The organism is Chryseobacterium sp. IHB B 17019 (genome assembly GCF_001456155.1).
Lineage (GTDB): Bacteria > Bacteroidota > Bacteroidia > Flavobacteriales > Weeksellaceae > Chryseobacterium.
This window is the reverse complement of the sequence record NZ_CP013293.1, coordinates 3273735-3298733: the sequence shown is the minus strand read 5'-3', so window position 1 is coordinate 3298733 and position 24999 is coordinate 3273735. Positions and strand designations below refer to the sequence as shown.

At 34.5% G+C, this 24999-nt stretch carries 25 protein-coding genes; 10 read left to right on the top strand and 15 right to left on the bottom strand.

Annotation, left to right across the window (positions count from 1 at the left end; translation table 11 throughout):
• Positions 1-48: 48 nt before the first annotated feature.
• Positions 49-1338 (bottom strand): N-acetylmuramoyl-L-alanine amidase family protein, encoded by a 1290-nt coding sequence (locus ATE47_RS15265; RefSeq protein ID WP_062162760.1) that lies wholly within the window; start codon positions 1336-1338, stop codon positions 49-51.
• Positions 1339-1401: 63 nt separating this feature from the next.
• Here ATE47_RS15265 and ATE47_RS15260 point away from each other — a divergent pair, with 63 nt between their 5' ends.
• The 3 genes from ATE47_RS15260 to ATE47_RS15250 all read left to right on the top strand — a co-directional run bounded on the left by ATE47_RS15260 (position 1402) and on the right by ATE47_RS15250 (position 4889).
• Positions 1402-3990 carry a putative LPS assembly protein LptD gene (locus tag ATE47_RS15260; protein ID WP_082632620.1) on the top strand — a complete coding sequence of 863 codons (2589 nt, stop codon included), beginning with the start codon at positions 1402-1404 and terminating at the stop codon, positions 3988-3990.
• 66 nt (positions 3991-4056) lie between these two features.
• Positions 4057-4437 (top strand): RidA family protein, encoded by a 381-nt coding sequence (locus tag ATE47_RS15255; protein WP_062162759.1) that lies wholly within the window; start codon positions 4057-4059, stop codon positions 4435-4437.
• On the top strand, positions 4437-4889 hold the full coding sequence (locus tag ATE47_RS15250) for a hypothetical protein (protein ID WP_062162758.1): 453 nt from the start codon (positions 4437-4439) through the stop codon (positions 4887-4889). Before ATE47_RS15255 ends, ATE47_RS15250 begins: the two co-directional genes overlap by 1 nt.
• 61 nt (positions 4890-4950) lie before the next feature.
• On the opposite strand, the gene ATE47_RS15245 is transcribed toward ATE47_RS15250, so the two are convergent.
• The 5 genes from ATE47_RS15245 to ATE47_RS15225 form a co-directional block, all read right to left on the bottom strand.
• Positions 4951-5706, bottom strand: a complete 756-nt coding sequence (locus ATE47_RS15245) for a GLPGLI family protein (RefSeq protein WP_062162757.1) — start codon at positions 5704-5706, stop codon at positions 4951-4953.
• A 53-nt stretch (positions 5707-5759) separates the two neighbouring features.
• Positions 5760-6038: an RPB7/RPC8 family DNA-directed RNA polymerase subunit gene (locus ATE47_RS15240; RefSeq protein ID WP_062162756.1), complete on the bottom strand. Its 279-nt coding sequence runs from the start codon at positions 6036-6038 to the stop codon at positions 5760-5762.
• Between the two features lie 227 nt (positions 6039-6265).
• On the bottom strand, positions 6266-7162 hold the full coding sequence (locus ATE47_RS15235) for a response regulator transcription factor (protein WP_062162755.1): 897 nt from the start codon (positions 7160-7162) through the stop codon (positions 6266-6268).
• The gene (locus ATE47_RS15230) at positions 7155-7724 is read right to left on the bottom strand and encodes a GNAT family N-acetyltransferase (RefSeq protein WP_062162754.1); all 570 of its coding nucleotides are present in this window, start codon (positions 7722-7724) and stop codon (positions 7155-7157) included. The genes ATE47_RS15235 and ATE47_RS15230 overlap by 8 nt, the downstream gene beginning before the upstream one ends.
• Before the next feature lie 175 nt (positions 7725-7899).
• Positions 7900-9423, bottom strand: coding sequence for a trypsin-like peptidase domain-containing protein (locus tag ATE47_RS15225; RefSeq protein WP_062162753.1), 1524 nt, complete (start codon positions 9421-9423; stop codon positions 7900-7902).
• A gap of 334 nt (positions 9424-9757) precedes the next feature.
• On the opposite strand from ATE47_RS15225, the gene trhO reads away from it, so the two are divergent.
• Together trhO and ATE47_RS15215 are read left to right on the top strand one after the other, a co-directional pair.
• Positions 9758-11131, top strand: a complete 1374-nt coding sequence (trhO, locus tag ATE47_RS15220) for an oxygen-dependent tRNA uridine(34) hydroxylase TrhO (RefSeq protein WP_062162752.1) — start codon at positions 9758-9760, stop codon at positions 11129-11131.
• 33 nt (positions 11132-11164) lie between these two features.
• Positions 11165-11713 carry a 5-formyltetrahydrofolate cyclo-ligase gene (locus tag ATE47_RS15215; RefSeq protein WP_335338437.1) on the top strand — a complete coding sequence of 183 codons (549 nt, stop codon included), beginning with the start codon at positions 11165-11167 and terminating at the stop codon, positions 11711-11713.
• On the opposite strand, the gene ATE47_RS15210 is transcribed toward ATE47_RS15215, so the two are convergent.
• Together ATE47_RS15210 and ATE47_RS15205 are read right to left on the bottom strand one after the other, a co-directional pair.
• On the bottom strand, positions 11659-12243 hold the full coding sequence (locus tag ATE47_RS15210) for a hypothetical protein (protein ID WP_062162750.1): 585 nt from the start codon (positions 12241-12243) through the stop codon (positions 11659-11661). The genes ATE47_RS15215 and ATE47_RS15210 overlap by 55 nt on opposite strands.
• Positions 12227-13408: a hypothetical protein gene (locus ATE47_RS15205; protein WP_062162749.1), complete on the bottom strand. Its 1182-nt coding sequence runs from the start codon at positions 13406-13408 to the stop codon at positions 12227-12229. Before ATE47_RS15205 ends, ATE47_RS15210 begins: the two co-directional genes overlap by 17 nt.
• 181 nt (positions 13409-13589) lie before the next feature.
• Here ATE47_RS15205 and ATE47_RS15200 point away from each other — a divergent pair, with 181 nt between their 5' ends.
• Positions 13590-13928 carry a hypothetical protein gene (locus ATE47_RS15200; RefSeq protein ID WP_062162748.1) on the top strand — a complete coding sequence of 113 codons (339 nt, stop codon included), beginning with the start codon at positions 13590-13592 and terminating at the stop codon, positions 13926-13928.
• Positions 13929-14062: 134 nt separating this feature from the next.
• Here the strand turns inward: ATE47_RS15200 and ATE47_RS15195 are convergent, their stop codons facing one another.
• From ATE47_RS15195 to ATE47_RS15165, 7 genes are all read right to left on the bottom strand, one after another.
• Complete coding sequence (locus ATE47_RS15195; protein WP_062162747.1) at positions 14063-14830, bottom strand: TrmH family RNA methyltransferase; 768 nt, start codon at positions 14828-14830, stop codon at positions 14063-14065.
• Positions 14831-14901: 71 nt separating this feature from the next.
• Entirely contained in the window at positions 14902-16413 is a 1512-nt protein-coding gene (gene rmuC / locus ATE47_RS15190) for a DNA recombination protein RmuC (RefSeq protein WP_442857068.1), read from the bottom strand.
• Positions 16414-16486: 73 nt separating this feature from the next.
• The gene (locus ATE47_RS15185) at positions 16487-17242 is read right to left on the bottom strand and encodes a DUF5995 family protein (protein WP_062162746.1); all 756 of its coding nucleotides are present in this window, start codon (positions 17240-17242) and stop codon (positions 16487-16489) included.
• 78 nt (positions 17243-17320) lie between these two features.
• Positions 17321-17911 (bottom strand): hypothetical protein, encoded by a 591-nt coding sequence (locus ATE47_RS15180; protein ID WP_062162745.1) that lies wholly within the window; start codon positions 17909-17911, stop codon positions 17321-17323.
• Positions 17912-17913: 2 nt separating this feature from the next.
• The gene (locus ATE47_RS15175) at positions 17914-18381 is read right to left on the bottom strand and encodes a YciI family protein (RefSeq protein ID WP_062162744.1); all 468 of its coding nucleotides are present in this window, start codon (positions 18379-18381) and stop codon (positions 17914-17916) included.
• Positions 18382-18385: 4 nt separating this feature from the next.
• Positions 18386-19564: a nicotinate phosphoribosyltransferase gene (gene pncB, locus ATE47_RS15170; protein ID WP_062162743.1), complete on the bottom strand. Its 1179-nt coding sequence runs from the start codon at positions 19562-19564 to the stop codon at positions 18386-18388.
• Positions 19565-19658: 94 nt separating this feature from the next.
• Positions 19659-20135, bottom strand: a complete 477-nt coding sequence (locus ATE47_RS15165; RefSeq protein ID WP_062162742.1) for a Dps family protein — start codon at positions 20133-20135, stop codon at positions 19659-19661.
• A gap of 112 nt (positions 20136-20247) precedes the next feature.
• On the opposite strand from ATE47_RS15165, the gene ATE47_RS15160 reads away from it, so the two are divergent.
• The 4 genes from ATE47_RS15160 (at position 20248) to fusA (ending at position 24983) form a co-directional block, all read left to right on the top strand.
• Positions 20248-21837 (top strand): hypothetical protein, encoded by a 1590-nt coding sequence (locus ATE47_RS15160; protein ID WP_150114833.1) that lies wholly within the window; start codon positions 20248-20250, stop codon positions 21835-21837.
• A gap of 108 nt (positions 21838-21945) precedes the next feature.
• On the top strand, positions 21946-22359 hold the full coding sequence (gene rpsL / locus ATE47_RS15155; protein ID WP_002983146.1) for a 30S ribosomal protein S12: 414 nt from the start codon (positions 21946-21948) through the stop codon (positions 22357-22359).
• A gap of 23 nt (positions 22360-22382) precedes the next feature.
• Positions 22383-22859 (top strand): 30S ribosomal protein S7, encoded by a 477-nt coding sequence (gene rpsG / locus ATE47_RS15150; RefSeq protein WP_062162740.1) that lies wholly within the window; start codon positions 22383-22385, stop codon positions 22857-22859.
• A gap of 6 nt (positions 22860-22865) precedes the next feature.
• Entirely contained in the window at positions 22866-24983 is a 2118-nt protein-coding gene (gene fusA / locus ATE47_RS15145; RefSeq protein ID WP_062162739.1) for an elongation factor G, read from the top strand.
• Positions 24984-24999: the final 16 nt, after the last annotated feature.

Below are 24999 nucleotides of genomic sequence, written 5' to 3'. Positions count from 1 at the left end.
AGGTTGCAAAAGTAATAATTAACTTTTTAACTTCAAAATTATTTTATACTATTTAAACACTTTTTGAATCACAGAATTCTTAATTCCCTTAGCTTCAATATCTTTTTGAAGCTTTACGGCATCCTCCAAAGTGTAGACTTTTCCGTAGGTATAATAAAATACTCCGTTTTCTTTGGTCCTTTCTACATCTTTCAGGGTCTGAAGGATGAATGAGTTTCCATTCAGTTTGTCTCCGGCGTAAAGTTCAAGAGTATAATAGCCTGTATTAAGCTTTTGATTAGGCATAAACCCTACAGCATAAGCATTCCTGAACCCTGCGTCTTTAGCGGTTTTTATGTTGATATCTCTTACAGAGGCGAGGTTTGTCACTCCATAATAATATTTGTATTGCCCGTTTTCTTTAATAGGAAGAATATAATTTAATCCTTTTAAGGCAGGGTCGCCGTCATTGTATTTTGTAGGCGAACTTAATAATAAAATTCTGAAATCGTTTTTCAGTGCTACTTCAGCTAATCTATCCGGTTCAGGTTTTTTTATTGTCACGGATGAGCCTCCGGATTTCCTGTCGACCGCTTTTTTATAATCGATGATCGCATTATAGATACTTTCTGCAATTTCGGTCTGTCCTCTGTCTGAAGCCAGGTAATGACTTTCTTCAGGATGATTGATAAATCCGGTTTCGATAAGTACGGAAGGCATCGCATTCATACGGAGAACGTGCAGGTTTTTCTGAAAAACTCCCCTTGAAAACCTTTTGTCTTTATTTACAAAATTATCTTCAACCAATCCGCCCAGAAGAAGACTTGATTCAAGATATTTACTTTGCTGGAGTTTTAGAGCGATCAAAGATTCTGGAGAGCTTGGGTCATAGGCACCAAAGGTCTGCTTATCTTTTTCATCGAGGAAGATCACGTCATTTTCTCTTTTTGCCACTTCCAGGTTGGTATCATTCTGGTCCGGCCCCTGTACATAAGTTTCTGTTCCGTAGGCAGTTGGTCTTACGGAAGAATTACAGTGGATGGACACGAAAAGGTCTGCTTTACTTCTGTTGGCAAGATTTGTTCTGTCCGAAAGAGAAGGGTACTCGTCGATTTTTCTGGTATAGATTACCTTAAAATCTTTATTTCTTTCGAGCATGGCTCCTACTTTTAGTGTGATAGCAAGCGTAACATCCTTTTCGGCAACCCTCCCGATATCAGAATAAGTCCTGTTAGCTCCATGATCACTTCCCCCGTGTCCAGCGTCTAAAACGATGGTTAATTTCTTTTGCGAAAAAATAAAGTTGCTAAGGAGTATGAAGAGAAATGATAAAATTATTCTAAAATTTACTTTGTGCATCTTACAGTTTTAAAAATTATATTAATTTTGAGCCTTAATTGTATACATAAATATAACAAAAAATTGGTCAAAACCGTCTCCAAAAATATATTACAAATTTTAATTATCCTAATTTTTAACAATTTTTTAGCACAGGAAACGCCTGAAAAATTGCCTAAAAATGCGGTTAACGATACTATTTCCAAGAATGATACCATTGTCTTAAAAAAAGAATCTCTGGAAGATGTTCTTCAGACAAAGGCTGATTACAACCGCAGAGATTTTCAAAAAAAGATGATATATCTCAACAAAAATGCGCAGGTAAAGTACCAGGATATACAGATTGATGCAGATTACATCTCTATTGATGAAGAAAAAAATCTGATGTTTGCACGAGGGAAACAAGACTCTCTTGGGAAGTTTATAGAGCCTGCAGTGATTACCCAGGCCGGGAAAAAATATGAGACAGATCAGTTTCAGTATAACACCAAAACGAAACAGGCCATTGCTTTTAATGCCAGAACGGAGGAGAATGAAGGGGTAATTGTTGCCAATAAAACAAAAAAGTACAACGATTCGGTTTTCGCAATGCGACGGGCAGATTATACTACCGATGATTATTTCATTAAGAAAAAAGATACCGCTTCTGATTACTTTTTGAGAGCTTCGCATATTAAATTAGTTAAAACAAAAAATAAATCATCCATTATTTCCGGGCCAATCCAGATGTATATTGAGCAGGTTCCGACACCGTTAATCATGCCTTTTGCCATCTTACCTTTTTCAGATAAAAGATCCGCGGGTATTCTGATCCCGAGTTTCGGGGAAAGGCAGGATGTGGGTTTCTTCCTGAATGGGTTGGGGTATTATCAGCCGATCGGGGAGCATTTTGACCTTAAAATTCTTTCAGATATTTACACCAAAGGAAGCTGGAACTTGAGGCCGGAAATGAATTATGTGAAAAAATACCGCTATTCCGGGAATTTCTCCGCAGATATCGGGACAATGGTACGGGGAATCAAAGGTTTGGACGATTACAGCAGGACCGGGACTTACAGGATTGCCTGGAGACATACTCAGGATACGAAATCAAACCCATTTCTTACATTTTCTGCTTCAGTCGATATTGTAAGCACGAAATTTTATAACAATACGCTGAACAACAATTATATTTTAAATCAAAATGTATTAAATACTCAACAAAACTCAACAGTAACTGTTACCAAAAGGTTTTTAAAACTACCGGTAACGATTACCGGAACGGCTTCTTACTCGCAGAATTTTGCTACTGGATTGGCTGATCTTCGTTTGCCACAGATGAATATTGCCATCAATCAGTTTTATTTATTTAAATCTAAAACAGGGGTAAGACAAGGCTTATTGGAAAACTTAACGGTAAATACAGGAATTAATTTAACCAATTACGTTCAGACTGAAGAAGGTGAGCTTTTCAAAGCAGCAATGTGGGACAAAATGCAGACCGGACTGAAAAATAATATTGCTTTAGGAACCAATACAACGGTTGCCAAATATTTTACATTCAGTTTGGGAGCGAATATTGATAATGCTTTAACAACAAAAAGCGTTAACAAATTTTATGATCCTGTCAACAATAAAGTGGTAACGGAAACTGATAAAGGTGTTACTGGATATTCTACTTTTTCGACTACGGCAAGTATCCAAACAACGCTGTACGGAATGCTGAATTTCAAAAAAGGATCAGCAATTGAAGCGATCAGACACATGATGACGCCAAGTATCGGGTTTACTTATTCTCCTGATTTCGGAGGTTCAGGTTTCGGATATTTCAGGAATTATTATGATGCGAATGGAGCTTTGACACCGTATTCAATTTTTGAAGGAGGAATTATCGGAAGCCCGTCAAGCGGAATGGTAGGAGCGTTAGGTTTCAATATCGGGAATAATATTGAAATGAAGGTAAAATCTAAAAGTGACTCTACAGGTGTGAAAAAAATTAAAATTTTTGAATCTTTAAACCTATCAGGAAGCTATAATTTTGCCGCAAAAGATCATCCATGGTCGATTATTACCCTGAACGGACAATCTTCTTTCTTTAACAATAAATTAAGTGTTAATACAAGCTTATCTTTGGATCCGTACAAAATTATTTACCTTCCAGGACAGGAAACCGGAATCAGAACGGAAGAATTCGGGCATTTCAGTGTACAGGGATTCAATGTTCAGCTATCTTATCCTTTGAGCAGCGAATTGTTTGGAGAGAAAACGGATTATGCTAAAAAATATAAGTCAAAAGGAGAGGTAAGGAATGAAAATTATTATTTTGACGATGATAATTATGCCCATTTCGATCAGGCATGGACTTTAAATGTGAATGCCAACTATGCCTACACAAGAAGCATGGCTTCAAGAACGCCCACGAAACTGGCTTCAATAGGTCTGGATGGAAGCTTAAAGCTTACTCCGTTCTGGAATATCAACGGAAGTACCCATTATGATTTGGTGACGAAAGAACTGGCTTATACAAGAATTGGTTTTGCGAGAGATCAGCGAAGTTTTACTATTAATTTCAACTGGGTTCCTTTCGGACAGTATAAAGTGTATGACTTTTTTATCGGGATCAAAGCCAATATCTTAAGTGATGCTCTGAAATATAAAGACAGAAGTTTTACACAACCGAATGCACCTTTCTAATATCAGTTTGATATTTGAGATATAAATAGAATATAAATTTTATATTTGCACCCAAAATAAATTCTAATGAAAAAAGTAATCAACACTGTTAATGCTCCTGCAGCTATCGGGCCTTATTCACAAGCAAACATGGCAAATGGTGTTCTATACATCTCAGGACAGATCCCTGTAGATCCTGCAACCGGGAAATTGGTAGAAGGTATTGAAAAAGAAACACATCAGGTAATGAAAAACCTTGAAGCTATTCTTACTGAAGCAGGAATGACTTTTAAAAATGTTGTAAAAGCTTCGATCTTCCTTAAAAATATGGATGATTTTGCTGTAATGAATGATATTTATGCCTCTTATTTGGATGCAGAAAGCTATCCGGCTCGTGAGACTGTACAGGTTTCTTGCCTGCCGAAGAATGTTGATATCGAAATTTCTATGATCGCACATCAGGATTAATGAATTTTTTAAGAAATACAATTGCGGTTATTGTGGGTCTTGGTATTGCAGGGCTTATCATTACTCTTGGTATAAGGGTATTTCCGCAATGGATTACTTTTGAAGCTTTCGCTCCGTTCGAACACTGGCAGAGATTTCTTGAAAGCATGCAGCACGATGATGCTTTTTTTGGTTTCCTTTTGTTTATTTCCGGATTGGGAACTACCGTTGGGGGAGTGGCAACAGCAATTATCGTAAAATATGCTAAAGTAGCTTATGCTATTCTTATAGGTTTCATCATGCTTTTTATAGCAATGCTGGATGTAATTATTTTTCCTTATCATCCTACATTCTATAAAATATCAATTTTCCTCACTTTTTTCCCCTTTTCGTGGATTGGTGGTAAAATTGTAGCCGTAATCTATGAACGAAAGAAGAAAAGAAGAATTGCTGAAAAAATGAACAAATCATAAATAAAAAAAACGCTGCATATTTTTGCGGCGTTTTTTGTTGATAAAATTTCATGTAAAATTATTATTTCTCCCATTCAAAAACGGATTCTACTCCAAATCTTTCTTTTGGGAAATCAACTTTTTCTCCCGGCAATGTTTCTTTTTGAACTTGTGCTTGAAATTTCCTTCGTTTAAGATCTTTTAATTCAATAAATCTTTTTATTTCAACTTTAGTGAAACCTTTGAAATCGGGATTAAAATTTATATTTTTAGTATAGTTTGTCTCCACTTTTTCTGCTTTCCAGAGATCGAAACTTTTACCTTCTACTCTTACATCTAAAATTACTCCAGGTAATCCAAAAAATTTGAAAGGACCTACGGAATACGGTAAATCTTTAGCATAATATGCAACAACATTAGAGCCTCTAAAATTTGTTGTCGCTTTTATACAATTGTATCCTGCTATTTTTTTCGTCGAAGAATTATCAATTTTCCATAATGGTTTGGTTATTTTATCATGTACAAAATAATTATCATAGGATTCAACATCTGAAGTAAAAAAGAAATCTCTGTCATTTGAATTTGTACTATTAGAAATAAAATAGAATGCTTTTACTTTTTTTCCTCCCGGAATAATATCGTTAATACTGCCTTCACTTTGAACATTATTAAAATGAATTATAGAATCTTGGATAGAAATTACTTTATTTCCATCAATATATAAGTCTTCAGATAATGTAGCTATTGGAGAACGTACAAATAAGTATTTGATATGAATTTTTTGTGAAAATAATAATGAATTGATTATTAGGCCGAATAGTAAAAAAGTTTTTTGCATAATAAATTTTATTAATTAAAAGGAAATGCCTCAAAGGCATTTCCTGCTGATATTTAGTTTACATTAGCATTTAAACTAACGCTATAACCTTGTAATCTTAATGATCGGATTTTTGCGTTTTGCCACGCCATACAGGATTCTAAGCTTGGTTGCTCTGAACTGAAATATCCCGTTCCCTCATATTGTCCATTAGCATTATAGTATGTGACTACTACACCACAAGCCTGAAATACTTTTGTTTCTTTTTCTTCTTGAAGTTCACTTTTCACAATACTCTTTGCATTAACTAATCCAGCAACTCCAAATGCTGCTAATAAAATTAATTTTCTCATTTTTGATTTTTAAATTTTTAATATTAATTGTTGTCATATAAACCCTGACATGGGGTTTGCTGATCAGCGGTTATTTTTGATGTGCGCACAAACAAAAACATCACTTGCGTTTTCTTTTGCAAACATAAATCGAGTAAATATTAAAAGTTTATTATTTTGTCCTTAATCTTTACCTTAAATTAATAAGGGTTAACACTAAGGGTATTTAAGTGTTTGATTTTCAGGCTTTAATTTGAAAGCGCATTTCTATATGCCTTACTCATTTCCTGTATTTCTTTTTTACTTTTTATATCAATTTTTTTGTAAATATTAGATAAGTGGGATGATAATGTTTTCTCAGAAATATTTAATGTGTTGCTAATCTCCGCATATTTTAGGTTTGGATTTTCTAAAAGCAATTTCAAGATTTCTGTTTCTCTCACTGAAAGTTTTTCAAAAGGGATGTTCTGTTTAAGCTCCTTTTTACGATAAGGATAAATAAAGTAATCAACAGATATTACAAAGAAACCTAAGCTGAAAAATGTCTGTTCTATCAATTGATTGTCTCCAAATAAAAGTATTGTTGCCGGTAATGACATTAAACATAAGAAGCTTATAATTCCACAGCAGTCATGAAACTTAAATGAAGTACTTTTACGTGTTTTTATTTTCTTGAATTGCTGTTTTATAACAATAATGATTGCTAATATTAATAATGCTAAAAAGAAACTCAAAAAATAACTTCTTGAAGTTTTCAAAGAACCTGTAATAGTATAAGGTAGTATAAACAACAGTATTAAAGTTAATAATGCAAACATTCCTAATGTGCTTAAGGTAAAACTTTTGAAGAAAAATAGGTCATATTCATTTTTTATGTAAATGAAATAATGAAAAGCTACACTTACTCCTATAACCCAAGCAAAAATGTTTTGAGAAATAATATTAATTCCGATTTCCTTATCTGGAAGTAAACCTTCCACACAGTTATAAATAAGACCTGAAACAAGTAATTCTAGAGCTCTCAGATAGTAATCTCTATCTCTTCTCTTCCAAACAGAAATAAGTTGTACGGAAGCAACAATGATTAACAGTACAAATACTATTATATAGATAAATGTACTTAAGCATACTTCCGTATTAAACATATTTTAAAAAATAAAGAGGATAATCTAATTCAAAAGTCTCATGAAATATTTCAAACCCATTTTGAGTATAAAAAGTACGGTTTTCAGGAGTTGTGGTTTCTACATAGATGAGTTTTCCAGTATAAACTTCTAGTGATTCCTTCAATAATTTTGTTCCAATTCCATTTCCTTGTTGCTCCGGAACCACGGCCATTAACCAGAGATGTGCAAATTTTTCTTCTGGATGAAAGTTTTTTAAAAGTTTTTCCCGCTTTAATACTTTAAACATATTGTCTAAACCAATACAAGTAAATAACAATTTTATTTCCAGTAATAAGTTTTTGATTCCGGAATCTTCTTTATCAAGATATAAAATACACCCTTTGTTATCATCACTTAGAAAAACATTTCCAAATAACATAGATTTATCAAACTGAAATTCCATTAAAGACTTCAGCCTTTTATATCTGTTTCCAGAATCCTTCACCACAAAATTGATAGAATTGGGAATAAGAACATCAATGAAAGCCTGACATAAAATATCAACAACTCTCTTCCTATCGTGATAGGTAGCTTTTTTCATGCACTTGTTTTTCTCAAATATATGAAAAATAATTATTTCTTTATCATTGAAATACAGTTGTTTGTAGATTTGAGAATCTATTTCTTAATTATTTTATATCTATTTGATTTTTTACATAAAAAAACCATTCTTAAGTAAGAATGGTCTGTTTTATAATAATTTAAGTAAATTTCAATTAAGGCATTTTAAAACCTCTCGTATAAATCTGTCCATAAGCATCCACAAATTTCACAGAAACATTTCCTGAATATTTATCAAGGATTTTTTCAACATCTTTTTGAGAGTTTACCGGCTTACCGTTGATCTCGATAACGATATAGTTGTCTACAATCCCGATTTTAGCGATCTCACTTCCTTCCATTACATTCTTAGCAACAACACCGCTGTTCAATCCGTAATCAGTTTTGAATCTTTCACTTAATGGTTCAAATTCGGCCCCGATTTTTTCAGTTACACTAAGATCTGCTTTTGTTCTTGTAGAAGTTCCTCCTTTTTGATCTTTTAATGTCACCGTTGTAGTGTTTTCTTTACCGTTTCTTAGGTAAGTAACGGCTACTTTGTCACCAGGACGTTTGCTGCCGATTGCGATAGATAGATCTGCAAAATCCGTAACTGCTGTATTATCAATCTTGGTGATAACGTCTCCTACTTTCAGTCCTGCATCTTCAGCGCCGCTATTGTCACCAAATCCTGTTACATAAACTCCTGAACCGGCTTTTACATTAGCTTTTTTCTCTTTATTGTAAGCAGCAACCTGCATGTCATTTGATAAATCTAAAGACTGTACTCCAAGGAAACCTCTCTGTACAATACCGAATTTCTTGATATCCTCAACAATTTTTCTGGCTAAATTGGCAGGAACCGCAAATCCATATCCCTGATAATATCCCGTAGTCGACTGGATGGCAGAATTGATACCAATAAGGTCTCCGTTGGTATTAACCAAAGCTCCACCTGAATTTCCGGGGTTAATCGCCGCATCGGTCTGAATAAAGCTTTCAATTGGATTCGCTGCCTTCCCCTGAGATCCCAAAATCCCGATACCTCTTCCTTTTGCAGAAACAATACCTGCCGTTACCGTAGAATTCAGTCCGAGAGGATTTCCTACGGCAAGAACCCATTGTCCTACTTCAATATTGTCAGAATTGGCAAAATTTAAATAAGGCAAACCTTTTTCTTCAATTTTTAATAAAGAAATATCTGTATTCGGGTCTGTCCCTACTAATGTCGCGATATATGATTTTTTATTGCTTAAAACTACTTCAAGTTTGTTGGCACCTGCTACAACGTGGTTGTTGGAGATAATATAACCGTCCGGCGAAATAATTACCCCTGAACCCATTCCTGAAGGCATATTGTCAGGAACCTGCTGCTTTTGTCTTTGCTGTCCTCTTCCTCCAAACGGATCACCGAAGAAGAAGTCAAAAAGGTCCTGCTCTGAAGCTCTGTTTGAAGTTCTTGACTGGTAATTTTTGATGGTAACCACAGCAGGAACTGTAGTTTTGGCAGCTTTTACAAAGTCATCTCCTACTGCTGCAGAATTCATTCCCGCGAAAGAAACATTGGATGCTTTTGTAAAGTATGATTGGTCACCGTTGTTAGAATCATGACCGAAATATTGAATTGTTCCAACGGTAGTAGCTCCTGAAATAACGCCTACTACTGCAAATGGTAATAGTTTTTTTAAAGTACTCTTCATTGTATATCTTTCTTGTTAATTATTAATATAATTTTTTTTCGTTTTACTGTAAACAAATTTAATGCTAAATAGGTATGCGTTTAGTATGTGTTGTTTCAATTTTAACTAAAATTTAACTAGAATAACAATATTTTATAGATTAAGTCATAATTATTGATGTCAATTAACAAAACTTAAAATTTTATTAATGACAAACTGGCAGAATATAAGTAATCAGTAATCAGCAATGAGTAATCTAAAAACATACAGTGATTCCATTACTTATTACCCATTGCTCATTACTCATAATTATTTTATCTTTGCAAAAATTTTTCTCACTTAAAACGTTTATAGCATGCAACTGTATAACACCTTAAGCGCAGAAGAAAGAGCTCAACTAATTGATGAAGCCGGTAAGGAACGCCTTACGTTGTCTTTCTATGCGTATGCCAAAATTGAAGATCCCAAAAAATTTCGCGACGAATTATTTATAGCCTGGAATGCACTTGATGCCCTCGGCCGTATTTATGTTGCCCATGAAGGAATTAATGCTCAGATGAGTGTTCCTGCGGACAATTTTGAAGCTTTTCGTGAGACCTTGGAAGCTTATGACTTTTTAAAAGGAATCCGTTTGAATGTTGCTATTGAGCAGGACGATCATTCTTTTTTAAAATTAACTATAAAAGTAAGACATAAAATTGTTGCCGACGGATTAAATGATGATACTTTCGATGTTACCAATAAAGGAATTCATCTGAAAGCAAAAGAATTTAATAATTTACTGGAAGACCCGAATACGATTGTAGTAGATTTTAGAAATCATTACGAAAGCGAAGTCGGTCATTTTGAAGGCGCCATTACTCCTGATGTAGAAACTTTCAGAGAGAGTTTGCCGATTATCAATGAACAATTACAGGATTTTAAAGAAGATAAAAACCTTTTGATGTACTGTACAGGCGGAATCCGTTGTGAAAAAGCCAGTGCTTACTTCAAACATCAGGGCTTCAAAAATGTTTATCAACTGGAAGGTGGAATTATTGAATACACCCGTCAAATAAAGGAAGAGGGAATTGAAAGTAAATTTATAGGTAAAAACTTCGTGTTTGATCACCGTTTAGGAGAAAGAATTACAGACGATATTATCGCACAGTGCCACCAATGCGGAAAACCTTGTGACAATCATACCAATTGTGCTAATGATTCCTGTCATTTGTTATTTATCCAATGTGACGAATGTAAAGCTGCGATGGAAAACTGCTGTTCTACGGAATGTCTGGAAATTACCCATTTACCTTTAGAAGAGCAGGTAAAATTGAGAAAAGGCTTACAGGTTGGAAATAAAGTTTTCAGAAAAGGCAGATCTGAAGCTTTAAAATTTAAAAAATCTGGAGAATTACCGGTTGTTAAACCTTTGGCAAAAGCCGAAACGAAAGACATTCGTAAAAAAATAAGCGTTAAGAAAGTATTGCTCGGAAAGGCAGAACATTATTATTCAAAATCAAAAATAGGGCAGTTTTTAATTGAAAACAAAGAGCTTTCAGTGGGTGATAAGGTGTTGATTTCAGGACCTACAACCGGTGAGCAGGAAATTACAATTACTGAGCTGTATGTAAACGGAGGTCCTTGTGAAACGGCAAAAAAAGGAGATCAGATTACTTTTGAACTTCCGTTCAGAGTTCGTTTGTCTGATAAATTATACAAAATTATTCAGCCGTCTGAAAAAGCATAAATTATGTTGAAATCAGATCTTAGAAAAAAATATATGCAAAAAAGAAAAGCCTTGTCAAGTGATGAGGCTTTCTTGTTATCTGAGAAGGTGTTTAAAAACTTTATTGAATATTTTAAACCTTTTTCGGGTCAAAATGTGCATATTTTTATTCCAATAATAAAATTTAATGAAATTGATACTAAGATCTTTATTGATTATTTTCTGAGCAGAAATATCAATGTTTTTGTTCCTAAAATTGTTGATAGGAAGTTAATTTCAGTCCAGATTTTTAATGATACTTCATTTGAAACTAACAATTGGGGAATTTCCGAGCCTGTTTCCAATGAAGATTCCGAAGTTTTAAACTTTAATTATGTCATCACTCCTTTGCTTTATTGTGATCAGAAAGGAAATAGAGTAGGCTATGGCAAAGGTTTTTATGATGCTTTTTTTGCAAATATCTCCAGCGAGTCAAAAAAAATCGGAGTCAATTATTTTAACCCCAATGAAATCGTTGAAGATATCTACGAAAATGATATTCCGCTGGACTATCTTGTGACACCTACCGAAGTGCTGTCTTTTCTTACTAAAGGTTTAGAGTAAAAATCTAAAAAGAAAAATTTAAACTCATTATTGGTATTCGGGGTAGAAAGCAAAATATATTGTGCGTTTTTCTCGAAAATTCCCAATGATTTATTCTTATTGTCGAAATATTCTACATTAAACTTAGCAAAATCGAGCGTGTCTTTTTTATAAAAATCCTTATACACCTCCAGGTTGTTTACTTTTGCGGATTTTACTTTTAAACTATCCAATTCACTGAATAACTTTCTGAATGTCAGGCTATCCGGTTTGTGAAAATAGCTTTGCATCTGGGAATAGATTAGCGTATCAATTTCTGTATTCCTGTTTCCGGAAAGATACAGGGTGGAAAGGTCAAGGAGCTCCTGGACTTTTTGCCGGGTAATGAGATTGATTGCCTGTGCGCTATCCACCTGTTTGGCAGGATAAGTTTTTGTATTTGTGCTGTTTCTGAGTTTGTCCAGATCGCTTACTTCTGTTTTTTTGTTGTTACAGGAAACAAATGCAAGAAGCAACATTGCAAATAGTAAAAAATTATTTATTCTTTTCATCTGTGGTTGCAATTTTAAATTTAATGGAGACAATTTTTCCTTTATTATCCTTTTTCATTTCTATTACACTTAAATTTTTCAAGGATGTCGTAGGAGTTGTTACCAGTGTAATATATTTTTGTTTGTCAAGTCTTTCAATACCGTACGTATTGTTGTCGTATACCTGATAAATAACCGCATTATTGCTGATGAGGTTCTCAAGTTGGTTTCTTTTCTGTTTGATAAGTGTCAGCTGTTCTTCTTTTGGAGCGCCCGTCACATCTTTGATGGAGAAATAATAAGCCGCCATTTTATAATCATCAGGTTTCAGCTCGATCATTTCTTCATCAGGTGCATTCTCTAAGCTTCTGTTGACTTCCATATATTCATAAAAAGGAGCGCTAATCTGCATTTTTAGATTTTTATCCTTGGTAGAATAATAGAAACACTCTCCAGGCTTTATTTTATAAAGAATTGGGGATTCATTTTCTTTGATGACTTTTATTTCTAAAGTATTTATTACTCCAACACCTCTATCGGCATCACTGAAACAATACTTGTAAGTTTTAGAAAAAATTTGATCCTTAAAACCAAGAAGACCAGTAATAATAATCAAAATAGTTGTTACAATAGCCCAAGCATTGGTTTGAAAGAAGTTTTTCTTGGATTTTATTGCTTCAAAATTTGTAGTTTGAGTTGTTCTTGGTTTTTGACTAATTGGCTGATTTTCAGTAATCGATTTTTGTAAATCTGTATTTTCAGCTGTCTTTAATTCTGTTTTACCTGTTGAAATTACAGTTTTTGGCTGTTCCGGAGAATTTAAAACTGTTTTTTCTAATTCCTGGATTTCTTCTTCACTCAAATCTTCATCATCAGTCAATAATTCTCCTGCAAAAAGATGTTGTTTTTTAAATTCATACCATGAGTCGTAACCTGCATAAATACTCAATAAATTGAGCATGTCAATTCTTGGCAATTTAGTTACCGGTGAGTTTTTAAAATAAGTATAAAAAGATTTTTCGCTGATGTTTCCTTTCGCTTTTTTGCGAAGGTCTTCCTGGAAATAGATAATATCTATGCCCTTCCATTTTGAAATATCATCATAGGAAGGAGTGTATTCTTTCAAATATTGAGCTTGGACCTCCTTTTTCAGCTGCTCAAAATGTAATAGATCTAAATCTGTCAAATTTCTAAAATGATTAATTTATTGATTATCAGTATAATTTATTTGTAAAATGATTTTACAAAGGTATTACAATTATTTTTCCTAAACAAATTTTCTATCTGCTATACCTTTGTCTTGTTCAAATAACAGAACAGAGAAAGATTTTATAAAACAATATTAACAAAATTAAATTTAATTTATTATGAAAAAGTCATTATTCGTAGCTGCTATCGCTGCAATCTCTTTAGTTGCTTGTAAAAAAACTGAAGCTACTTCTACTGAAGGTGCTGATTCATCTGCTGTTGCTGCTACTGATTCAGCTGCTGTTGTAGTTGATTCTGCTGCTAAAGTTGTTGATTCTGCTGCTACTACTGCTGTAGATGCTACTAAAGATGCTGCTGCTGCTACTACTGCTGCTGGAGCTGATGCTGCTAAAGCTGCTACTGAAGGTGCTGCTGACGCTGCTAAAGGTGCTGCTGATGCTGCTAAAGGTGCTGCTGATGCTGCTAAAGATGCAACTAAAGACGCTGCTAAGAAATAATTTTAGCTTAAGCTTTAAAAATAAAAGAACCGCTCACTCAGTGATGCGGTTTTTTTATGCACATATTTTATGAGTAATAAGTAATGGGCAATAAGTAATATTAAAATAATATCACCCAGCAACTCTCAACAAATTCAACCCTTCTTCTGTCTTAAAGCTTCATAACATGCAATCGCAACGGCATTGCTTAAATTCAGAGAATCTATACTTCCTGCCATTGGAATCAAGGTATTTTTTCCTTTTCCAGACCAAAAATCACTCAATCCTGAATGTTCTGTTCCGAATAACACAGCAGATTTTTCCCTGAAATCTCTTTTAGAAAGATCTTCTGCCGTCTCATCCATGATTGTCGTATAGATATTAAAATTATTATTTTGAAGAAAGGCTAATGTTTCATCGTTTTCCGCCTGAAAAACTTCCATTCCGAACAGACAGCCAACGCTTGAGCGGATAACATTCGGGTTATAGAAATCAGTTTTTCCATCCGAAACAATCAACGCGTCAATCCCGAAAGCTTCACAACTTCTGAGAATTGCCCCGAGATTTCCTGGCTTTTCAACGCCTTCAACAATAATTATCGTAGAATTTTCTTTCGGCTTAAATGAAGATAAATCCGATTCTTTTGTTTTATAAACCCCGATAATTCCTTCTGAACTTCCTCTGTAAGCAATTTTTTCATAAACTTTATCGGTTACAAGATGAATTTTTCCTTTTGGGAGTTCTTTCTGGAAAATATTTTCACAGATAAAAAACTCAACAGGCTCGAAATCAAACTTCTGAGCCCTTTCATTTTCCTGCTGCCCCTCCACTACAAAAACATTTGATTTTTTACGGAATCTGTTGTCAGAGAGAAGTTTGGTGATGTTTTTTATTTTATCGTTCTGAAAGCTTTCTATTAACATACCGCAAAATTATTATAAATTTATCAATTAAGTATAAAGAAAAACCCCAGTATGAACTGAGGTTTTATATTTTATAAGTCTTCTGAGATATCCAACGAAATTTGTGAATTGTCAATCAGGCTCTGGGGAAGGTCTTTCTTGTTCTTAATTCCTAAAGATTTTAATTTCTGTGTTTGGGTAACAAGATTATCATTTCCTGTCGAAAGCTGTTTGTAAGCGTCATTGTAGACGTTTTTAGCCTGATCCAGATTCTTCCCAACTTTCTCCAGATTTTCTACAAATCCAACAAATTTATCATAAAGTTTCGCCCCTCGTTCGGCAATTTCCATGGAGTTTCTATTTTGATATTCGCGTTTCCAAAGATCTGCAATAAGCTTTAACGAAGTAATTAAATTACTTGGGTTTAATAACAAAACTCTTCTTTCATAAGCGTAATTCCAAAGGTTTTGGTCGGCTTGCATTGCTGCGATATAGGCCGGTTCGCTCGGGATAAACATCATTACAAAGTCCAAGGATTTTCCATAATCGTCGTATGCTTTCTGGCTCAATTGCGTAATGTGAGTTTTTATGGAAGATAAGTGTTGATTGAGTTTTATTACATAAATATCCTGATCAGTTTCATCAACCAATTCTGTAAAAGCTGTCAGGGAAACCTTAGAATCTATGATCACATTTCTCTCATCCGGATATTTTATCACTGCATCAGGGCGCATTTTTTTACCGGAGAATTCTGAGAAAAGTGCTTTGTTGTCTTCATCACGGAGCTCGTGCTCAAGAAAATATTCCCTGCCTTTTACCAGTCCGGATTTTTCGAGGATGCTTTCGAGGATCATTTCGCCCCAATTTCCCTGGGTTTTACTTTCGCCTTTTAACGCTCGTGTTAATTTTTTGGCATCTTCTGAAATTTGCTGATTCAGTTCTGCAAGCTCTTTTACCTTCTCAGCGAGAGAAAAACGTTCTTTATTTTCCTTTTCATACGCTTCGTTCACGCGGTTTTTTAAGTCGTTGATTTTTTCCTGAAAAGGTTCAAGAATTGTTTTTAAATTATTTTGATTTAAAGTTGTGAATTTCTCTGTTTTTTCTTCCAGAATTTTATTAGCCAAATTCTCAAACTGCATTTTTGACTCCTCCTGAATCTTCATGATCTCTTCTTTTTGAGTCTGTAATGATTTTTGAAGGCTTTCGTTAATAGCAGTAAGTTCAGAGTTTTTAGCGAAAATATTTTGTTTCTCATTCAAAAGACTTTCAATCTGTAAAGTTTGCTTTGAATTGATTTCCCTTTGCTCAGAAAATTGAGAATTTAAAGAAGAATGTTCAGCTGAAATTTTTGCAAATTCATTTTTAAGATCATTTAAAATGTCCGTCTGTTGTAGATTGGTTTCTTTTTCCTTATTAATAGTTTGAATTAATTCCTGAATTTTAAGATTAGAATTTTCTAAATCCGAATTGTTTTTAATGTGTAAATTATTCAGTTCATCATAAGAATTTCTTGAAATCATCGTCGATTTCAAAACAAAATATAGAATAACTGCACCCAGAATTCCGCCGGCAATAAATCCGATAATTAAATATGTCATCTCCATGTTTCAAAATTACAAAAAGAAAAATTGATTTTATTTACGGGAAACCATAGAATTTTAAGGCATCTTGATTTTATCAAGCATTCTTTGTACCTGATAAAATTTCAATATTCTTCACCACATCACTACTTTCGCATTTTTTCAATTCTTTCGTTAAAGCAGGGGTAAGGATTTTTGGATTTAAAATTTGTGTAGCAACTTTTGCAGCGGCATAATCTACAATTCCGATGACGGATTCTCTTAAAAAATTCGGTGTATTGGATGCAATTACTGCAGTTGCCCATGATGTTTCCCTTGCTTTTGAAATGGCAAAATCCAAAACCGCATTGTCTTTTCCGTTCGAGATTTTATCAATCAAATCTACAGGGTAACAAATTTTATTTAATGAATCCTGAACTTTTTGATTAATGGAAGCAATGACGTTATTGATGTTTTCAAAATCTTTTTTCAACGGGTTTATCTTTCTGTAAGGCATGATAGATGCCGCTGAAACTCCGAGATCAAGATTGATATGTGCGTTCATTCCTAAGAAAATATGTTGTAAAATAAGCAAATTTTTATTTTTTGTGGCTTCAAAAGCGATGTACCAGGAATTCGTACACTTTTTACCTTTTGAATAGGCATCCCATGCTTCAAGATAACGGCTGGCAAAGGCAATATCAAGTTGCGTCATTCTCGGGTTGTCTTCAAACTTTTTCTGCTGGATTCCTTTCAAAACCTGAGCCGTCATGATTCTGTAAGTACAGGCAAAATATCCGGCCGGACTTTGATTTTCTTTAGCCCAGATAATAATTTCGTCTAATTTTTTCAGAACTTCTTCGATGGTTTTCATGGTTGTTTTTGTTTTTATAAATATAAGAAAACCTCACAGATTTTGTGAGGTTTGAATTGTCAATATTCAAGTTGTTTTCTAATTTATTAAAATTATAAAAAAGATAAGATTTAAAACGGTTGCTATAAAACTTGCAATAAAAACAGCCAGATTGTCTCTTGTTTTTTTAGTTATTAATTTTATGATTAAGTAATTAATAATATATGCAGGGATTAGTAAATAAAAATGGAGGGCAGCTAAGAAAATGAATTTATAAATACATAAAAATAGAATACCAGAACTCACGGCTGATGCAATGAATATTCCTAAAAAACTATATAATATAGTGTCTGAATCAACTTTTAAATTTTCAACATTCTGATGAATTTGAATATATTTTTCCTCTACAAGCAATTGAATTTCTGCTTTTGAGAGTATATCAGAGCTTAAGAGTAAAAGGTATTCTTGTTTTGAAGATTTATTCATGAAATGTTGGTGGATTTCCCGGATAATCCTATTGCGTTCATTTAATAGTTTTTTCTGATCTTCAATTTTAGTTTGAAGTTCTTGGAGTGAGCCTCTCAGCGAGATTTCTTCTAGCAGTTCTCTACTTGGTTTACCTTGATAATCAACTTGGTTGTTATAAGATTCAATCAAATCCTGTTCAGAAAATTTACTATAAAACCCCATTTTTAAGGATTTTCCTGCGCAATTTCAGCATGATGCTTCAAATACATCGGCAACGCCGCCGAGCCATACCATGGAAAAATTTCATAACTGAAAACCCCGGCCTGAACTGCAGGGTCGGTTTTTACCCATTGTTCTGCTTCTTCTTTAGATTTTGTATTAAATATAAACATTCCGCGGTAGTTTTCTTTGTTTTGTTCGAGGAAAGGCCCTGCAACAACAATCTTTCCTTCGTTAGCTAATTTTCCGATGTTTCCTAGATGTCCTTTCATCAGTTCGCCCATTTTCGTTTTGTCATCGATTTTTGTTGGACCTGTTGTCAGCATTACGATTACATACGGCTTCATTCCATATTTATCGGCTCCAAGTTCTGTGGCAAGCTTCTGATTAAATGTTGGTTTTTCTGCAGTCTTTTGAGCAAATGAAAAAGTTGTTGCGAAAAGAGATAATGTTAAAATAATTTTTGTTTTCATCTTGTTAATTTTTTATTCTTAAAAATTCTTTGGCGAGTTCGATCATTTTTGGATCTCCGGTATATTTTCCGTGTTCGTCGGAAAGCTTTACGGTTGGGATCCATTCGTGGTTTGGAGCTTGTACGCCAATTAATTTCATTACAATATTCATTGGTTTTACTCCTACATCGTTGGTGAGATTAGTTCCGATTCCGAAAGAAATCCCAATTTTTCCGTTACAGTAATTGGTGATTTCTTCTACTTTCTCCAGATTTAAGGCATCTGAGAAAATGATATATTTAAATAAAGGATTGATTCCGTGTCTTTGATAATGAGCAATGGTTTTGTCTGCAAACTCCAGGGGATCTCCGCTGTCATGGCGGACTCCGTCGAAAAGCTTGGCGAATTTTTTATCAAATTGCTGGAAGAAAACATCCGTTGTATAAGTGTCTGAAAGGGCAACTCCCAAATCACCTCTGTAAACATCTACCCAATGCTCCAGTGCGAGTTCGTTGGCCATTTTGAAACCGTATTCGGCGCCGTGGAACATGAACCATTCGTGAGCGTGTGTTCCGATGGGTTTTACACCATATTTCATGGCAAAATGTACATTTGAACTTCCAATAAATGTTGAATCTTTTTTTTGTGTTAAAGCATCCATTACCAAGCTCTGAACTTTATAAGAATGTCTTCTCCTTGTCCCGAATTCCGCGAAGTTTACCCCTAATTTAGCCAAAGAATCTGCTTTTTCAATGGTTTTATTCATGACCATTTCGTTAGAATCCCTTTCCAGGTGGTTCATAAGATAATGCAGTTCACTGATTAAGGCTAATAACGGTACTTCCCAAAGGATTGTCCTGTACCAAAGCCCCTCAACGGTTACCGAAAGATCGGTTCCCTCTTGGTGAATTTTCACTTCAGACGGGTCGTAATGGTATCCTTCAAGAAAATCCAGATAAGGTAGATCGATGTATGGGCACGTCCTTGCCATGAATTTTTTTTCTTCTTTGGTTAATTTAAGTTCTGCCATTTTATTCACAGCTTCTCTCAAAGCAACGCTAAAGCCTTCCGGGAATTGATGTTTTCCCCGGTTGATAAATTCATATTTTACAATGGAGCTTGGGAACAATTTTACCACAGCATTCTGCATGGTTATTTTATAGAAATCATTATCTAAAATGGAATTCAGTCGTACGTCGTGCATAATTGTGTAATTTATACGCAAATTTAATAATTAAAAATAAAATCGCCTAAATGTAAGACGATTTTTTTAATATTTTCCGAAGAAATTTATTATATTACTTTCCTAAATAGGAGTTGTACATCCAGACTTCTTTTTCCTGTTCTGTGATATAGTCGCTCATCTGGGAGTTTGTACCTTCATCTCCGGCTGCATCTGTAATGTCCAAAAGCTCTCTCTGCAAGTCGATCACCACTTTGAAAGAGTTCAGAATAATTTCCACACTCTTTGTTCCGTCGCTTACTTCCTGACTTTCTTTGATGGTTGCTACTTTCAGGTAATCAGAGTAATTGTGTGCAGGTGTTGCTCCCAATGTCAGGATTCTTTCAGCAATTTCATCAATTTTTAAAACCAAACTGTTGTAAAGTTCCTCAAATTTCGGGTGAAGGGTAAAAAACTGGTCACCTTTGATATTCCAGTGGGATCCTCTTGTATTTTGGTAAAAAACAGAGTAGTTAGCCAAAAGGATATTCAGCTTTTCAGCAATTTTTTTGCAATCGGCTTCTTTCAGGCCGATAATATTCGCATTTTTCATATTGTATGGTAGTTTATTCTTTGTTTAACAAATTTAAGCAATTATTATATCGAATCCATGGTTTCATGATTGATGATACTTATCTTTGAGATTTCTATAATGTATTTAAAATATGAGTCCATCTTCAGAACTTAGCTTAAAGAGTTTTATGATATCGTTTATCATATTCTTTGCGGTATGTTTTGGATATTATTTTAATGTGCTTCAAAAAACGGATGCGCATTATGTGTATCTCATAGATGATGCTTATATTCACTTAGCGATCGCGAAGAATTTTGCTCTCTATGATGTTTGGGGAATTACGAGATATGAGTTTTCGTCAACTTCTTCCTCGCCTTTATTTACTTATCTTTTAAGTGTTCTGATTAAAATTTTTGGAAATAATGATCAGCTGCCACTTTATTTTAATATTGTTTTCGGGGCTGGAATTGTTTATTTTCTTAACAAATATTTTTCGGAAACCTTTAAAAATGTGAAAAATACTGTCATTGCAGTTTCATTTACGTTATTTTTTGCGGTTCTGCATTTGCAGTTGCTGTCCGGAATGGAACATATTTTCCATATTTTTTTATTTGTTGTCAATATTTTTTGTCTTTCGAATTTTAAAAATAAATCGGCTGTCTTAGGTTTTTATTTTTCCTTATTGTTAATGGGATTGGTGCGTTTCGAAAGCATGTTTTATTTTGTAATTCTGGCTTTTGTTTTTTTGTTGATTAAAAAATGGAAGGATGCAGTTGCTGTTTTATTGATAGGTTTTATCCCGATTGCGATTTTCTGCTACTTTAATTATCAGCATGATGGGTATCTTTTCCCGAATTCTGTGGTGGTAAAAGGGACAAAATTTACTTTTGATTCGAATCTTCCGCATCAGCTTAAAACAATTATTCTGGATAATTTTTTATTCAATATAAGTTTCTACAAGGTTGGATTTTTCCCTATTCTATTATGTCTGATTTTTGTTGTAAGAGATTTTAAAAAGAAGAGTTTCAATGAAATGATTAAAGATAATTTTCTTCTGATTGTTCTTTCTTTATTAATGATCTGTCATTCTATGTTTGCAGAACTGAAAGCGGCTTTTCGATATGAAGCCTATATTCTGACAGGTTTTTCAATGGCTTTAATTCCGAAGGTAAAAGGTTTATTTGAAGGTTTTCAACATTATATTAAAAAGGAAAAATTAATCTCTGCTTTGATTATAATGAATGTTTTTCTTTTAATTTATAAATTTTCTTTTGCTCATAAGGTTCTGGACAATGGTGGGAAAAACATTTATGAACAACAAATCCAGTCGGCAAAATTTTTACATACTTATTATAATACGTCGAAAGTGGTTGCCAATGACATCGGAGCCATTACTTATTTTACGGATATTCATCTGTTGGATATTGTTGGGCTGGGTTCAAAGGAAATGATTCCTTTTACCGAAAATAAAAAGCCGATTGATATTCACTTTGAAAATTTTCTCACTCAGTATACCATCCATAATAAATATGATGTTGCAATTATCTATGATGAATGGTTTCATGGCCACGTCCCGAAAACCTGGAAAAAAGCCGCAGTTTTGAAAATAAATAATCTTACCACTGTTTCAAAAGACAAAGTTTCTGTTTATTCTATTGATACTGATAATTTTCAACAGCTTAAACAAAATATTAAAGATTTCAATTGGAACAAAAATGTACAAGTAACAATCATCGAATAATATAAGTGTCTGTTAATTAATTTTTAATAAAAAAGATTATTTCTACATAACTGCTTGTTAATTAAAAAAATATTGTTATTTTTGCACCCTAAAATAAAAAGCAATTAAATGCCTACTATTCAACAATTAGTAAGAAAAGGAAGAGCCACGCTTGCCAAGAAGAGCAAATCGGCTGCCCTTGATTCTTGTCCACAAAGACGCGGTGTATGTACGAGAGTATATACCACGACTCCTAAGAAACCTAACTCTGCACTAAGAAAAGTTGCAAGGGTAAGACTTTCTAATGGGAAGGAAGTTAACGCCTACATCCCGGGCGAAGGACATAATCTTCAAGAGCACTCGATAGTATTGGTAAGAGGCGGAAGGGTGAAAGACCTACCGGGAGTACGTTACCACATCGTAAGAGGTGCATTAGACACTGCAGGTGTAAATGGAAGAACACAGAGAAGATCGAAGTATGGAGCTAAGAGACCTAAACCAGGTCAGGCTGCAGCTGCACCAGCAAAAGGAAAGAAAAAATAATCATTAAATAAGGTACAGAAACAATGAGAAAGACAAAAGCGAAAAAAAGACCGTTGTTACCAGATCCGAAATTTAATGATCAATTGGTAACAAGATTCGTAAACAACTTAATGCTTGACGGTAAAAAGTCAATCGCATTCAAAATTTTCTATGATGCATTGGATATCGTAGAAACTAAAAAAGGAGAAACTGAAAAAACAGCCCTTGAAATCTGGAAAGATGCATTAACAAACGTTATGCCTCACGTAGAAGTACGTTCTAGAAGAGTAGGTGGAGCTAATTTCCAGATTCCTATGCCAATCAGAGCTGATAGAAAAATTTCTATGGCAATGAAATGGTTAATCAAATATTCTAAAGCTAGAAATGATAAGTCTATGGCTTTGAAATTAGCTAACGAAGTTGTAGCCGCTTCAAGAGAAGAAGGTGCAGCTTACAAAAAGAAAACTGATACTCACAAAATGGCGGAAGCTAACAAAGCTTTCTCACACTTTAAATTCTAATTAGAAATGAGTAGAGATCTTAAATATACAAGAAATATTGGTATTGCTGCGCATATTGATGCCGGTAAGACTACCACTACAGAAAGGATTTTATTCTATACAGGTGTAAACCACAAAATTGGTGAAGTTCACGATGGTGCTTCTACAATGGACTGGATGGAGCAGGAAGCAGAAAGAGGTATTACTATTACTTCTGCAGCTACAACTTGTAACTGGAACTTCCCAACTGACCAGGGTAAGATTTTACCTGAAAGTAAATCTTATCACTTCAACATCATTGATACACCGGGACACGTTGACTTCACCGTAGAGGTAAACAGATCTTTGAGAGTATTGGATGGATTGGTATTCTTATTCTCTGCAGTAGATGGAGTAGAGCCTCAGTCTGAAACAAACTGGAGGCTTGCTGACAACTACAAAGTTGCAAGAATGGGATTCGTAAACAAAATGGACAGACAGGGTGCTGACTTCTTGAACGTTGTAAAACAAGTAAAAGAAATGTTAGGATCTAATGCAGTTCCAATCGTTTTACCAATCGGTGCTGAAGAAGATTTTAAAGGTGTTGTAGACTTAATTAAAAACAGAGCGATCATCTGGGATGAAGCTGGACAAGGTGCTACTTTCGAAGTAGTTCCAATTCCGGAAGACATGAAAGATGAAGTTCTTGAATACAGAGAGAAATTAGTAGAAGCTGTGGCTGACTACGATGAGACTTTGATGGAGAAATTCTTCGAAGATCCGGATTCAATCTCTGAAGACGAAATCAACGAAGCTCTAAGAAAAGCTACTATCGATTTATCTATTATCCCAATGACTTGTGGTTCTTCATTCAAAAATAAAGGAGTACAGTTTATGTTGGATGCAGTATGTAAATACTTGCCTTCACCATTGGATAAAGATGATATCAAAGGTACTGACCCTAGAACTGACGCTGAAATTACAAGAAAACCAGATGTAAACGAGCCTTTCGCGGCTTTAGCATTTAAGATTGCTACTGACCCATTCGTGGGAAGATTAGCTTTCTTCAGAGCATACTCTGGAAGATTAGATGCAGGTTCTTATATCTTGAACACTCGTTCAGGTGATAAAGAAAGAATCTCAAGAATCTATCAGATGCACGCTAACAAGCAAAATCCTGTAGAATATATTGAAGCAGGAGATATTGGTGCAGCGGTAGGATTCAAATCTATCAAAACCGGTGATACAATGTGTGACGAGAAAAACCCAATCATTCTAGAATCGATGGTTTTCCCTGATCCGGTAATTGGTATCGCTGTTGAGCCTAAAACTAAAGCTGACCAAGATAAAATGGGTAACGCTCTGGCTAAACTAGCTGAAGAAGATCCTACATTTACGGTAAGAACAGACGAGGCTTCAGGACAAACGATTATCTCTGGTATGGGTGAGCTTCACCTTGATATCATTGTAGATCGTATGAGAAGAGAGTTCAAAGTAGAAGTAAACCAAGGTCAGCCTCAGGTAGAATACAAAGAAAATCTTACAAAAGTTGCTCAGCACAGAGAAGTTTACAAAAAACAATCTGGTGGTAAAGGTAAATTTGCGGATATCGTATTTGAACTAGGACCAGCTGACGAAGGTAAAATAGGTTTAGAATTTATTAACGAGATCAAAGGTGGTAACGTTCCTAGAGAATTTGTTCCTGCTATTGAAAAAGGCTTTAAAGCTGCAATGAAAAACGGTCCTTTGGCTGGTTTCGAAGTTGAAGGTATTAAAGTAGTTCTTAAAGACGGATCTTTCCACGCAGTGGATTCTGATGCACTTTCTTTTGAGATGGCTGCTAAATTAGGATTTAAAGAAGCGGGACGTGCTGCTAAGCCAGTAATCATGGAGCCAATTATGAAACTGGAAGTTGTAACTCCGGAAGAATATATGGGTAATATCATTGGTGACCTTAACAAGAGAAGAGGTACCATCAGTGGTCAGGAAGAGAAAAACGGTGCTGTTGTAATCAAAGGTTCTGTTCCACTTTCTGAAATGTTTGGATATGTAACAACTCTAAGAACACTTTCATCAGGAAGAGCTACTTCTTCTATGGAATTAGAGAAATACCAGGCTACTCCACAAAACGTTGCTGAAGAAATCATTGCTAAAGCAAAAGGTTAATTTTTAAACTAAAGAA